Raw genomic sequence first — 12,096 nt, 5'->3', positions numbered from 1 at the left:
TCTTAGTTGGTCTGCTGGCCCGCAGTCGGACGGAATCGGCTGCCGGATCGGTTGAACTCGGCCATCTGGGGCGTGACGTCGAAGCCGATGAGGACTTCGAAATTGCCGCCGCTGGTGGAGGCGTCGGCGCGCGGGATGACGATGGTCTGGCTGGCCTCGGCCTGGGTGCGGTCGGCGCCGCCGAAGGTCACGGGCAGGTCGAAATATTCCTTGGCCAGGACGGCGGAGTTCCGCTCGGTCACGGCGATCCAGTAGCGATAGGTGCGGGCGTCGCCTTCGGCCTGCGGACCCTTGCCCAGGCTGAACAGCAGATTCATGTCCAGGCGGATCGGATCGTCTTCGCGGTAGACGCAGTCGGAACTGACGCCCTCGATCTCGCCGGTGAAGCCGACGCCGGTGGTCGTCGGGCGCTCATAATCCGACAGTTCGACGTAGCGGGCCGCGTCGTAGAGAATCTTCACATAGGGGCAGGGGCCGGCGTTGGCCCGGCGGCTCAGAGGCGCGAAACGCATCGGGCGAGACGGGGCCTTTTCAGCCTGCTGGCCGCCCTGTTGGCCGCCCTGGGGGCGTCCGCTCTGGGCCTCGGCGGCGTGAGGGATCAGCGCGGCCGTAAGGGAGAGGGCGGCGAGGGCGGTCAGGACGCGACGCATCAGGAGCTTTCCGGCAGTCGATGAAGGCGGGCCGATCAGACGCCCGAACGGGCCACGCTGGGTGGTGATAGCGGCTAAAGCGAGGCGCGGCAAACGGCGCGCGGACTTCCGGTGGCGATCCGGCGCGCAAAGCCTTAAGTTCGCGCCCATGAACGCGCCTGTCCCCCCTTCGCAGTTTCAACGCCGCCCCCTGTCCGTCCGCATGGCGACGCCGCGCGGCTTCTGCGCCGGGGTGGACCGGGCCATCCAGATCGTCGAGCGGGCGATCGAGAAATACGGCGCCCCCGTCTATGTCCGGCATGAGATCGTCCACAACCGCCACGTGGTCGACCGGCTGAAGGGGCTGGGCGCCGTTTTCGTTAAGGAGCTGGACGAGTGCCCGGACGACCGTCCAGTGGTGTTCTCGGCCCACGGGGTGCCCAAGTCGGTGCCCGCGACGGCGCGTTCGCGCGAGATGCTGTTCCTGGACGCCACCTGTCCCCTGGTGTCCAAGGTCCATGTCGAGGCCGAGCGCAATTTCGCAGCAGGCCGCCACGTCATCCTGATCGGCCACGCGGGCCACCCCGAGGTCGTCGGCACCATGGGCCAGCTGCCCGCCGGGGCCATCAGCCTGGTAGAGACGGTCGAGGATGCGGAAGGCTTCCAGCGCCCCTGCGACCAGCCGCTGGCCTACGCCACCCAGACGACGCTGTCGGTGGACGACACCGCCGAGATTCTGGCGGCGCTGAAGCGGCGCTTCCCCGAACTGCCCGACCCGCACAAGGAAGACATCTGCTACGCCACCACCAACCGACAGGAGGCGGTCAAGCGGCTGGGCGAGGGTTGCGGCCTGGTGCTGGTGGTGGGATCGAAAAACTCGTCCAACTCGGCGCGGCTGGTGGATGTGGCGCTGAAGGCCGGCGCAGGCGACGCGCGTCTGGTCGATGACGCGGGCGATCTGGACTGGGGCTGGTTCGACGGGGTCGAGACGGTCGGCCTGACCGCCGGGGCCTCGGCGCCCGAGCCGCTGGTGCAGGGGGTGATCGAGGCGCTGCGCACGCGCTTCGACGTGACGGTGACCGAGGACGACGGCGCCCGCGAGACGGTGACCTTCAAACTGCCGCGCGCCCTGACGGCCTGAGACGACGGCGTGATCGGCCGGGGAGGGGCCGCGACATGAGCGCACTGGACGCCATCGACCGCCGCCTGCTGGCCATACTGCAGGACGACGCCACCGTTCCCATCGCCGAACTGGCCGAACGGGTGGGCCTGTCGCAGACGCCGTGCTGGAAACGGGTGAAGCGGCTTCAGGACACGGGGATCATCGCCGCGCGCGTGGCCCTGCTGGACCGCGAGGCGCTGGACCTGCCGCTGGTGGTCTTCGTCTCGGTCAAGACGCGTCGGCACGACGCCGAATGGCTGGAGGCGTTCAAGGCGGCCGCCGCCCTGCCCGAAGTGGTGGAGTTCTACCGGATGAGCGGTGACGTCGACTATCTGCTCAAGGTGCTGGTCAAGGACATCGCCGCCTATGACCGTTTCTATCGCCGTCTGATCGCCATCGCCCCGCTGGACGACGTCTCCTCCAGCTTCGCCATGGAACAGATCAAGTTCACCACGGCTCTTCCGCTCTGATGGGCGGGCAGGTGAGAATATTATTCTCCTGAACTGTCAAATTCGGGGAACGGGCAGAAATGATTCTCTTCGGTGATCGGAATACCTTCCGCAGTCTGTAGCGGAGGGTTCATGTTCAAGCGTCTGTTCGTCGATCACCCGGCCTCGGTCGGAGAGAGCTATGTGGAGCATATGGGCGTCGCCGCCTCGTTCGGCGCGGCCATGTTCGTCGGCTCCCTGGCCTGCTTCGTCCATGCGGTGTTTCCGGGCCTGTGCGTCAAGACCGGCAGCGGGGTGGTCACGACCCTGCATCGCCGCATGGTGACCCACCGCGTCGACCCCGCCCGGCTGACGGCGCCGGAGCAGGACTGAGGCCGCGGCTTCCTCGCGGGCTCTATAGGCGCGAGGCGAGAGGCGAGACGTCGTAGCCGGCCTGGGCGGCCAGGGTGATGATCTCCTCGGCCGGGCGTTCGCCCGCCTGGGACAGGGCCCAGAGATAGGTGGTGCGCGTGCCCGAGCGGCAGTAGCCGAGGATCGGGTGCGGCAGGTCCGCCAGGGCGGCCTTGAAACGAGCCACGTCGTCCGGCGTCATGGCCCCGCCGCGAATGGGAATGTGGACGAAGGGCAGGCCCGCAGCCTCGGCGGCGGCGCGGATGTCCTCGGTCATCGGCTGGCCCGGCTCCTCGGCGTCGGGGCGGTTGGAGATGATGGCGCGATAGCCCTGGGCGGCGGCCGTCGGCACGTCTTCGGGCTGGATCTGCGGCGAGACGTGCAGACGGTCTTCCAATGGGCGGATGTTCATGGCGCGGGTCTCTGCTCAAGGGGCGGAAGGGACGGAGGCGGGGCGGTGAAAGCAGCCCTAGCATGAAAACGGGCCCGCGGATGGTCGTGCGTCCGCTGCGACAAATCAGCGATTGAAGCTGACACTGATTATCATTAAGCGTCGCTCGTGAAACGCCGCTGGCGTCGCTGATGAATGGGCGGAGAACGGGCCGATGGTCGAGGTGAGGTTGGGGCGTCGGGCCCTGCTGTTGGGCGCCGCCGCCCTGATGGCGACCGGGGCGGCCGCCTGCACGCGTCGCGACCAGGCCGGGCCGTCCTCCCTGCTGACCGATCTGCGCGACCGGCCGCTGGCGATCACTCCGCCGGTGACGAAGCTGTCGATCGACGACAGCCGCTTCCTGATCGCCCTGTCGCTGATCCATCCCGATCCGGTCAGTCTGCTGGCGGCCTGGGCGGGCGACGTGAACCGACTCAGCCCCGAAACCTACGCCGCCTATCTGGAGAGGTCGCCGGCGCTGGCGACCTTGCCGAAGACGCCGAGCTCGGCCGCCGCCTTCAACGTCGAGGCCGTATTGGGCGCCCAGCCGCAGGTCGCCCTGGTGTCGCTGGATTCCGGCCCGACCGACGCCCAGACGGCCCAGCTGGAGCAGGCGGGCGTGCGCGTGGCCTATATCGACTTCTTCCAGCACCCGTTCGAGAACCAGTCGCGCAGCCTGTCCCTGCTGGGGTCCATGATCGGCCGCGAGGAACAGGCGCAGGCCTACAACGCCTTCCGCGCCGCCCGGTTGAAGGTCATCTCCGACCGCGTGGCGGGTCTTACGGACGCGCAGAAGCCGACGGTCTTCCTGGAGGCCCACGCGGGCAACGGGCCGGACTGCTGCAACTCGGTCGGCGCCGGGAACATCGGTGACTATCTGAGCTTCGTCGGCGCCCGCAACATCGGCGCCGAGGTGCTGAAACAGCCGTCGGGCAAGCTGAACCTGGAGTTCGTGGTCGAGCGCGATCCCGACATCTACATCGCCACCGGCGGCCCGCACCTAGAGAAGACCGGCGGCTTCGTCGTCGGTCCGAAATACGACGTGGAGACGTCGCGCGCCTCGTTGCGCCGTGTGGCCGGGCGGCGCGGCCTGTCGACCCTGAAGGCGGTGCGCGAGGGCAAGGTGCACGGCCTGTCGCACCAGCTGATCAACTCGCCCATCGATATCGTCGCCACCGAAGTCCTGGCCAAGTGGATCCAGCCCGAACTGTTCGCCGATCTGGACCCGCGCGCGACGCTGGACACGATCAACAAGGACTTCCTGGCCGTCCCCTATCGCGGGGACTACTGGACCGATCTGGTCCCGGCCGCCTGATATTCTGTCGCCTGATGATTTCACCACGGAGAATCGCCATGACCCCCCTGCGCAACGGCCTGATGACCGTCGCCGCCTTCGCCGCCCTGGCGATCGCTTCGACCGCCTCCGCCCAGACGATCGAGAAGACCGTCAAGGTCGAGCACGGCGGCCTGTATGAGATCGTCTTCAACCCGGCCGACAACGACCTCTATGTCGCCGCCGTCGGCCCGCGCGGCGCTAACCAGGCGCAGATCATCCGCCTGCAAGGCCAGACGCTGGAGCCGGAGTCCTCGATCGACGTCTCGGCCAATCCGCTCTACGGCCTGAATCTGAACACCCGCACCCAGATCCTGTACGGCACCGACACCCGCGCGGGCGTGATCACGGCCATCAACGCCCGCACGGGCGAAGTGATCGGCTCGGTCCGCAATGGCGAGAACGGCGGCCACGTCCGCCAGGTCGTCGTCGATGAGGCGAACAACAAGGTCTACATCACCGACGTCGGCGGCGAAGCGGGCGACGCCGCCAAGCCGAACCTCGTCTGGGTCATCGACGGGGCGACCAACACCCTGGAACGCACCATCCCGGTTCAGGTCGGCACCCTGATGGGCGCCGCTCTCGATGCGTCGACGAACCGCCTCTATGTCACGGGCATGGGCAGCAACGAAGTCGCCGCCATCGATCTGGCCACGGGCGAAACCGTCGGCCAATGGCCGTCGGGCGCCGACGCGGCGATCAATATCGCCGTGGATTCCGAGGGGCGTCGCCTGTTCGTGGCGCATCAGAAGTCGGGCGAGCTGACGGTGCTGAACGCCGACACCGGCGCCCTGATCCACAAGGTCGCCACCGGCGCGGGCGCCCTGAGCGTCGCCTACAACGGCGCGGTCAAGCAGATCTACGTCGCCAACCGGCAGGCGGGCACGGTGACGGTGCTGGATTCGGACACTTATGCCGTGAAGGCGAACCTGGAGACGGGCACCTTCCCCCAGACCATCGCCATCGATCGCGCCACCAACGCCGTCTACGTCTCGAACAAGGCGCGGGGCCTGCCGCGCAACGCCCCGGCTGGAACGCCGGTCCCGGTCGACCCGAACGGCGACGTGGTGACGCTGATCCGTCCCTGATCCGATCGGGACTGAATAAGGAAAGGCCCGGCCGCAGATGCAGCCGGGCCTTTTTCTTGGCTTGCAGAGAATGGCGGACGGGACGCTTAGCCCGTCAGCACGTCGTCGATCATGACCTGCAGCGCGCCGCGGTCGCAGCGCTGGACGCGGGCCGAGACGCGATAGACCTCGGCCAGGATATCGGGCGTGATCGCCTCGTCCGGCGTTCCGAAGGCGACCAGCCGTCCCTTGGCCATGACGGCGATTCGGTCCGAGACGCGCGCCGCCGCCTGCAGGTCGTGCAGGACGATCATCACCGTCATGCCCCGCTCGGCCGCCGCCTCGCGCGCCAGGTCCAGCACGCGCAACTGATAGTGCAGGTCCAGCGCGCTGGTCGGCTCGTCCAGCAGCAGCAGGCGCGGCTCGCGCGCCAAAGCCTGGGCCAGACCCGCCAGCTGTTTCTGGCCGCCCGACAGTCGGTCCAGCCGCTGTCCGGCCAGCGCCTCGGCGTTGATCCGTTGCAGCACCTCATAGGCGCGCTCGGCCGCCTGGGCGTCGGTGTAGACGGCGCCGCGCAGGGGCGTGGCGCGGATCGAGGCCACCACCGTCTCCAGCACCGTCAGCGCCACGCCCTGCGGCAGGGTTTGGGGCATGTAGGTGACGCGCTTGGCCCGGTCGGCCAGCGACAGTCGGGTCAGTTCGGCCTCGTCCAACCGGATCGAGCCGTGCGCCGGGATCAGTCCCGCCAGACTGCGCAGCAGGGTGCTCTTGCCCGCGCCGTTGGGGCCGACGACCGAGACGACTTCGCCTGCGGTCAGGGGCGGCAGGTTGAAGCCGCTGATGATGGGGTGGCCGCCGTAACCGGCGTCGAGACCGCTGATCGTAAGGTCGCTCATGCCCGGCCTCCGTTGCGGAAGATCAGCAGCAGGAAGACCGGCACCCCGATGACGGCGGTGACGATGCCGACGGGCATCAGCACGCCCGGCACGATGATCTTGGACGCCGCCGAGGCCAGCGACATGATGACCGCCCCGGCCAGGATGCTGGCGGGCAGGAAGTAGCGGTGATCCTCGCCGACCAGCAGGCGCGCGATGTGCGGCCCGACCAGGCCGATGAAGCCGATGGCGCCGACGAAGGCCACCGCCGTCGCCGACAGCAGGCTGACCCGCAGCAGCGACAGGAAGCGCAGCCGCTTCACATCGACGCCGAAGCTCATGGCCCGGTCCTCGCCCAGCCGCAGCGCCGTCAAGGCGCGCGACGACAGAAGCGAGAAGGGCGTCACCGCGACCAGCACGACCGCCAGGGCCGCGACATTGCTCCAGGTCGCGCGCGACAGCGACCCCATGGTCCAGAACACCAGTTGCTGCAGCGCCTCAGCCGAGGACAGGAACTGCACCAGGGCCGTCAGGGCGTTGAAGGCGAAAACGAGCGCGATGCCGAACAGGACGATGCTCTCGATGCCCGACCCCTTCATCCGCGCCAGGGCCTGAAGCGCCAGCACCGAACCGAAGGCGAAGACGAAGGCGTTCAGCGGCACCAGCCAGTCCGCTCCGATGAAGGAGGCGCCCAGGCCGAGCACGATGGCCAGCGACGCGCCGAATGACGCGGCCGAGGACACGCCCAGCGTGAAGGGGCTGGCCAGCGGATTGTTCAGCACCGTCTGCATCTCGGCGCCCGCCAGGGCCAGCGCCGCGCCGACCATCATCGCCATCAGGGCGTAGGGCAGGCGCACCTGCCAGACGATGGCCTGCTGGGCCGTGCTCAGGCTGGACGGATCGAACACCCCTTGCAGCACCGTCAGGGGCGAGATCGACGACGGGCCGGTGGCGATGTCGAGCAGCAGGGCCGCCGTCGCCAGGGCGGCCAGAACGGCGATGGCGAACAGCTTGGTCCGCACGCTTCTGGAATAGGCGACGACCGCCTCGGGCACGGCGTTTTCAGCGTTCGCCAATTCACGAACTCCACTCAGAGAATGCGTCGCAATACATATCAATGGCCAGATAGGCTAGGGTGGCCGTATGACGCTGACCTCGCCCGCCCCTGCCGACCCATCGCCGAACGCCATGGCTCCCGACACGGCCCAGCCCTACGCCATCCGCCTGCCCGCTGTCGATGGCGCGCCCGCCGTGGACGTGCGGGTGGCGACGCCTCAGGGCGAGCGGCCGCCCGGCGGCTGGCCGGTCCTGGTGCTGCTGGAGGGGGAGGCCTTCTTCGACACGGCTGCCCAGGTCGCCGGGCGGCTGCTGCGGCGCTCGGCCAAGACGCGGGTGGAGGCGATGATGACGGCGGGCGTCACCCTGTCGGGCGTGGCTGACCGCGTGGCCGCCTACGCCTTCACGCCGGGGCCGCAGGGCCAGGCGCCCGAGCCGCGCGGCGCGGCCCTGCTGGCGCGGCTGGCGACGGAAGTGCTGCCGCAGCTGGCGGCCCTGGGCGCCGATCCGGCGCAGGCGGTGCTGATGGGCCATTCCATGTCGGGCCTTTTCGTCCTGGAGGCGCGAGCAGCCGGGGCGCCCTTCGCCCGCTACGCCGCGATCAGCCCGTCGATCTGGTGGAACCCGGCGGTGGTCGCCGCCCAGCCCGAGCGCACGAACCTGCTGGTCGCGGTCGGCGCCCGTGAGGAGATGGAGGGGCTGCCGCCCGCGCACCTGGCTCGGCGCATGGTCTCCAACGCCCGCGATCTGGAGGCCCGTGGGGCGAGCCTGCGGGTGCTGGAGGACGAGGATCACGGCTCGACGCCCTATGCGGCCCTGCCGGCCGTGCTGCGCTTCGCTGCGCCTTATCGAGGTTAGTCGGCGCGGCGAGAAAAAAGCCCCCGCGCCGGGCGCGGGGGCTGTTTGGATCAACGCGCCGGGCGGATGCGCAGCACGGAGTCGTTTCCGTCCGTGGTCCAGCCGGACTTGACCGCGACATAGACGTTGCCGCGTCCGTCGGTCGAGACGTGGTTCGCCACCGGCGGGGCGGGCAGGTTGGCGACGATGCGGCCGTCGACGTCCGTCACCGTCACCGTGCCCGCGCCGAAGGTGCTGACGAAGGCGCGGCGCGACCTCGGCTCGAACACCACGTTCAGGGCGCCCGCGCCGACCGGGGTGTCGGCCACGACCGAGCCGTCCGAACCGTTCAGCACCACCAGATTGTCGGTGCCCTGGGCCGCGACGAAGATGCGGTCGGTCTGCGGATCGTGCGAGACGCCGATCACGCTGCGCGCGCCGGGCACGCGGAAGACGTTCAGCACGGTGTCGGCGGCGGCGTCGATGACCGCGACCTCATTGGTCGAGTTGGAGGCGACGTACAGGCGGCGCGCCTGCCGGTCGTAGGAGACGCTGGCGGCCGAGAAGGTCTCGCCGCGCACGGTCGAGTCGATCTTGATGCGCTTGGCCACCGTCAGGGCGGCGGTGTCGAACACCACGACCTCGGGCTGGAAGGTGGCGCTGGCGTAGGCCTTGCCGTGCTCCTCGTCGATGACGACGTCGCGGGCGTGGTTGACCGTGCCCGGCTCGAACTGACGCACCAGCGACAGGTCTGACTGGCGATAGACGGCCACCGTGTTCTGGCGGCTGTTCGAGACCCAGACGGTGTCATGGGCGTCGTCGACGCCGACGCCGTAGACGGCGAAGACGCCGCCGTCCTGGGGCTGGCCGTCGCGGCCGGTACGGCCCGGCGCGGCGGCCGGGGTGACGCGGGCCTCGACCGCCAGGGTGTCGGCGTTCAGGCGCAGCAGCTCCGACTGGCGCACCGGCGGGCGGCCGACCGCCGAGGTGGCGAAGACGGCGTTGCGCTTGGCGCTATAAGCGGTCTGATATAGGCCGCGCGTCGGCTGGATGCTGGTCACGCGATAGGCCGCCTCGTTCGACAGCGGCACGTTCGGCGAGATCTTCAGATCGGCCACGATGGCGTTGTAGGGCGACTGCGACAGCGCCACGATCGGGTGGTTGCCGGGCTGGGCGTTCGCTGGCAGCGTCAGGCGCGCTTCGAAGCCGCCCTCGGCGTCGGCCGTGATCGGGCCGGTCGACAGCGGCGTCTGACCGTACATCAGGACGATGCTCTGGCCCGGATGGAAGCCGCGGCCATTGGCCACGACCGGGCCGCCGGGCAGGACGGGCTTGCCGCGTTCGCCCGACGAGAAGCCGACCTGGCCGCCGTCCAGGCGCTCGGGCGCCGAGAACAGGGCCTGGGCCGAGGCCGTTGCCGGAACTGCGGCGGCCGATGCCGCCAGAAGGGCGCCGAAGGCGGCGCCGCGAAGGGATTTGCGTAGGGTAGTCATGATCGCAGTTTCTCCGGATCAGAAGCGGGTGGTCAGGCCAACGAAGAAGCGGCGGCCGGGCGAGTAGTAGCCGTCGCCGGCGGTGCCGCTGACCTTCTCGTTGAAGAGGTTGGAGACGCCGGCCCGCAGCGTCACCGTGTCGGACGCCTCATAGGCGGAGGTCAGGTCGAACTCGGTGCGGGCGTTGGTCAGGGTCGAGCCGCCGCTGAGTTGTTCGCCGGTGTACTGGGCCGACAGCATGAGCCCCAGGCGGTCTGTGGCCCGCCAGTCCAGCGAGGCGTAGCCCGACCATTCCGGCGTGGTGATCAGGCTGGCCCCGGTGTCCAGGTTCTTGGCCTCGATCATCCAGGTGGCGTTGCCGCGCAGGGTCAGGTCGTAGGGCAGGGCCGCCGAACCGCTGAGCTCCAGACCCTTGGTGCGGGCGCGCTGGACGTTCTCGTTCTTGGTCCACCAGCGGCCCTCGAAATAGCCTAGCGGCGCGTACTGGATCTTGTTTTCGAAGTCGGTGTGGAAATAGGTGGCGGCGAAGCTGTAGGCAGCGCCGTCATAGGCGAAGCCGAACTCGTAGCTGGTGCTTTCCTCGGGCTTGAGGTTCGGATTGCCCGCCATCCAGCAACTGCCCGAGGTGTAGATCAGCGGATTGCCGTTTCCGTCCAGGATCGGGTCGCCGTTCTTGTCCTTGGCGGCCATGCCGATCAGGCCCCGGCAGCCGTTGCCGCCCGAGTTGGTCGCGGCGCCGGCGCTGTTCTCCTTCAGGGACGGCGCGCGGAAGCCCTTGGAGACGCCGCCGCGCAGGGTCCAGGCCTCGGCCGGATGCCAGACCAGATAGGCGCGCGGGCTGAAGTGCTCGCCGTATTTGTCGTGGCTGTCCAGGCGGCCGCCCAGCGTCAGCAGCAGGTTCTCGCGCAGGGTGATCTGGTCCTCGGCGAAGATGGCCGCCGTGTCGCCCTTCAGCGTGGCCCCGGTAATGACGTTGCCGTCATAGTCGATCGGCACCGTGCCGATGGTGTCGGTGTTGGTCAGCTCTTCCTGGCGATACTGGGCGCCGAGGGCGAACTTGTGCAGCCAGACGAAATTCTTCTCGAAGTTCCACAGGCCGTCGACGATCCACTCCTCGAACTCGCCGGAGCCGCCGTACTCGCCCATCGCCTTGTTCTCGAAGGCGTTGCGATAGACATCCAGGCGCGTCTTGCCGAAGGACCATTCGCCCTCGTGGCTGGCGCGGAAATTGGTGCGTTCGGTCTCGGAGCCGAAGGCCCCTTGCGGCGTCAGTTCGCCGTTGCGGTTCGGCACCAGCAGCTTGGGCGCCAGGGGCTCCTCCACCCCGTAGTTGGCCTCGAACGAGAAGTTGTGATTCTCGACCGGCGCCCAGTTCAGCACGCCGTTCAGGCTCTTGTTGACGACGCCGCCCGCGCCGTTGTTGCTCGAGATGTTCACCTCGTCCGGATTGGTGCGGGCGTAGGTCGCGCCCAGGCGCAGGCCCAGGTTTTCCGTGAGGGGGCCGGCCACGTTGACGCCCAGCTGATAGGCGTCGCCGCGCTCGGAATCCTCGGACCAGGTGTAGCTGGTGTTGGCCGAGCCGCGCCACGTCGGGGCGATCTTGCGGGTGATGATGTTGATGACGCCGCCCATCGCGTCGGAGCCGTAGAGGGACGACATCGGCCCGCGCACCACCTCGATGCGCTCGATCATGTCGGGCGAGATCCAGTTCAGGTCCTGGCGGCCCAGGTCGGGGCGATAGCTGATGTCGCGCGAATTGCCGACGCGACGCCCGTCGACCAGCACCAGGGTGTAGTTGTCCGGCAGGCCGCGAATGGTGATCTTGGACATGGCGCCGGTGGGGCTGACGCCGCCGGTCACGCCGGGCAGACGGCCCAGCAGTTCGCCCAGGCTCTGCACCGGCTGACGCTCGATCTCGTCGCGGGTGATGACGCTGACCGAGGCCGGAGCGTTGCGGACGTCCACGGCCGTGCCTGACGCCGTGACGATGACGTCGCCGACCGAGGTGGCCTGCGGATCGACGCCGGAGGCGTCCGGCAGGGCGGTCTCGGCCAGAGCCGGCGAGGCGGCGAGAAGGGTTGATGTCATCAGGCCCAGCCCGATGCGGCGTTTCGATAGGTGCATCTGCGCCCCCAGAGGCGTGCGTTAGGCGGGCGCCAGGCGCCCGGGGAGGGGAGGAAAGCTCGACCGTGCGAGCGGCTCGCTCCTAATAATCATTCGCAATATTGTCTCAATGTCGGATTCGGCATGGGGCCTATTCGCCTGGCCGCATGAGGGCGCGGCCGTCGGGAAGCGGCGAGAAACGGGGCGCGAACCGCAGGGCGAGTGTGTTGCAATTAAGAGGCGTTCTTAATACAGCCGAGGGCGACGCGCCG

General features: G+C 68.9%; 12 protein-coding genes. 6 read left to right on the top strand and 6 right to left on the bottom strand.

All coding sequences use genetic code 11. From position 1 onward, the window contains the following. Positions 1–2: 2 nt before the first annotated feature. Complete coding sequence (locus V8J38_RS14475; protein WP_291777603.1) at positions 3–650, bottom strand: Tat pathway signal sequence domain protein; 648 nt, start codon at positions 648–650, stop codon at positions 3–5. A 148-nt stretch (positions 651–798) separates the two neighbouring features. Between V8J38_RS14475 and ispH the strand changes: the two genes are divergently transcribed. From ispH to V8J38_RS14460, 3 genes are all read left to right on the top strand, one after another. Then, positions 799–1,770 carry a 4-hydroxy-3-methylbut-2-enyl diphosphate reductase gene (gene ispH, locus V8J38_RS14470; RefSeq protein WP_338576635.1) on the top strand — a complete coding sequence of 324 codons (972 nt, stop codon included), beginning with the start codon at positions 799–801 and terminating at the stop codon, positions 1,768–1,770. A 35-nt stretch (positions 1,771–1,805) separates the two neighbouring features. After that, positions 1,806–2,261 carry an Lrp/AsnC family transcriptional regulator gene (locus V8J38_RS14465; RefSeq protein ID WP_291777607.1) on the top strand — a complete coding sequence of 152 codons (456 nt, stop codon included), beginning with the start codon at positions 1,806–1,808 and terminating at the stop codon, positions 2,259–2,261. Between the two features lie 111 nt (positions 2,262–2,372). After that, positions 2,373–2,612, top strand: a complete 240-nt coding sequence (locus tag V8J38_RS14460) for a DUF6356 family protein (protein WP_312219631.1) — start codon at positions 2,373–2,375, stop codon at positions 2,610–2,612. A 22-nt stretch (positions 2,613–2,634) separates the two neighbouring features. Here V8J38_RS14460 and V8J38_RS14455 read toward each other — a convergent pair whose 3' ends face one another. Then, entirely contained in the window at positions 2,635–3,042 is a 408-nt protein-coding gene (locus V8J38_RS14455) for a TIGR01244 family sulfur transferase (protein ID WP_312219630.1), read from the bottom strand. A gap of 193 nt (positions 3,043–3,235) precedes the next feature. On the opposite strand from V8J38_RS14455, the gene V8J38_RS14450 reads away from it, so the two are divergent. Continuing rightward, positions 3,236–4,375: an ABC transporter substrate-binding protein gene (locus tag V8J38_RS14450; protein WP_291777614.1), complete on the top strand. Its 1,140-nt coding sequence runs from the start codon at positions 3,236–3,238 to the stop codon at positions 4,373–4,375. A gap of 38 nt (positions 4,376–4,413) precedes the next feature. After that, positions 4,414–5,481 (top strand): YncE family protein, encoded by a 1,068-nt coding sequence (locus tag V8J38_RS14445; RefSeq protein ID WP_291777617.1) that lies wholly within the window; start codon positions 4,414–4,416, stop codon positions 5,479–5,481. A gap of 86 nt (positions 5,482–5,567) precedes the next feature. Here V8J38_RS14445 and V8J38_RS14440 read toward each other — a convergent pair whose 3' ends face one another. After that, complete coding sequence (locus V8J38_RS14440; protein ID WP_291777619.1) at positions 5,568–6,356, bottom strand: ABC transporter ATP-binding protein; 789 nt, start codon at positions 6,354–6,356, stop codon at positions 5,568–5,570. Further along, positions 6,353–7,411 (bottom strand): iron ABC transporter permease, encoded by a 1,059-nt coding sequence (locus V8J38_RS14435; RefSeq protein WP_338576630.1) that lies wholly within the window; start codon positions 7,409–7,411, stop codon positions 6,353–6,355. The genes V8J38_RS14440 and V8J38_RS14435 overlap by 4 nt, the downstream gene beginning before the upstream one ends. A gap of 67 nt (positions 7,412–7,478) precedes the next feature. On the opposite strand from V8J38_RS14435, the gene V8J38_RS14430 reads away from it, so the two are divergent. Continuing rightward, complete coding sequence (locus V8J38_RS14430; protein ID WP_338576628.1) at positions 7,479–8,249, top strand: alpha/beta hydrolase; 771 nt, start codon at positions 7,479–7,481, stop codon at positions 8,247–8,249. Between the two features lie 50 nt (positions 8,250–8,299). On the opposite strand, the gene V8J38_RS14425 is transcribed toward V8J38_RS14430, so the two are convergent. After that, complete coding sequence (locus tag V8J38_RS14425; protein WP_338576627.1) at positions 8,300–9,721, bottom strand: hypothetical protein; 1,422 nt, start codon at positions 9,719–9,721, stop codon at positions 8,300–8,302. An 18-nt stretch (positions 9,722–9,739) separates the two neighbouring features. After that, positions 9,740–11,809: a TonB-dependent receptor domain-containing protein gene (locus V8J38_RS14420; protein ID WP_338576626.1), complete on the bottom strand. Its 2,070-nt coding sequence runs from the start codon at positions 11,807–11,809 to the stop codon at positions 9,740–9,742. Between the last annotated feature and the right edge of the window lie 287 nt (positions 11,810–12,096).

Origin of the sequence: Brevundimonas olei (assembly GCF_037055245.1) — a bacterium.
GTDB classification, from domain to species: Bacteria; Pseudomonadota; Alphaproteobacteria; order Caulobacterales; family Caulobacteraceae; genus Brevundimonas; species Brevundimonas olei.
The sequence above is the reverse complement of the archived record's forward strand: the minus strand, read 5'-3'. Positions and strand labels throughout refer to the sequence as shown.

Excerpts from the sequence above, each read along its gene's own strand:
- V8J38_RS14455 (WP_312219630.1), bottom strand. The coding sequence starts at position 3,042 with ATGAACATCCGCCCATTGGAAGACCGTCTGCACGTCTCGCCGCAGATC.
- ispH (WP_338576635.1), top strand. The coding sequence starts at position 799 with ATGAACGCGCCTGTCCCCCCTTCGCAGTTTCAACGCCGCCCCCTGTCC.
- V8J38_RS14445 (WP_291777617.1), top strand. The coding sequence starts at position 4,414 with ATGACCCCCCTGCGCAACGGCCTGATGACCGTCGCCGCCTTCGCCGCC.
- V8J38_RS14425 (WP_338576627.1), bottom strand. The coding sequence starts at position 9,721 with ATGACTACCCTACGCAAATCCCTTCGCGGCGCCGCCTTCGGCGCCCTT.
- V8J38_RS14420 (WP_338576626.1), bottom strand. The coding sequence starts at position 11,809 with ATGACATCAACCCTTCTCGCCGCCTCGCCGGCTCTGGCCGAGACCGCC.
- V8J38_RS14430 (WP_338576628.1), top strand. The coding sequence starts at position 7,479 with ATGACGCTGACCTCGCCCGCCCCTGCCGACCCATCGCCGAACGCCATG.
- V8J38_RS14450 (WP_291777614.1), top strand. The coding sequence starts at position 3,236 with ATGGTCGAGGTGAGGTTGGGGCGTCGGGCCCTGCTGTTGGGCGCCGCC.
- V8J38_RS14440 (WP_291777619.1), bottom strand. The coding sequence starts at position 6,356 with ATGAGCGACCTTACGATCAGCGGTCTCGACGCCGGTTACGGCGGCCAC.
- V8J38_RS14475 (WP_291777603.1), bottom strand. The coding sequence starts at position 650 with ATGCGTCGCGTCCTGACCGCCCTCGCCGCCCTCTCCCTTACGGCCGCG.
- V8J38_RS14465 (WP_291777607.1), top strand. The coding sequence starts at position 1,806 with ATGAGCGCACTGGACGCCATCGACCGCCGCCTGCTGGCCATACTGCAG.
- V8J38_RS14460 (WP_312219631.1), top strand. The coding sequence starts at position 2,373 with ATGTTCAAGCGTCTGTTCGTCGATCACCCGGCCTCGGTCGGAGAGAGC.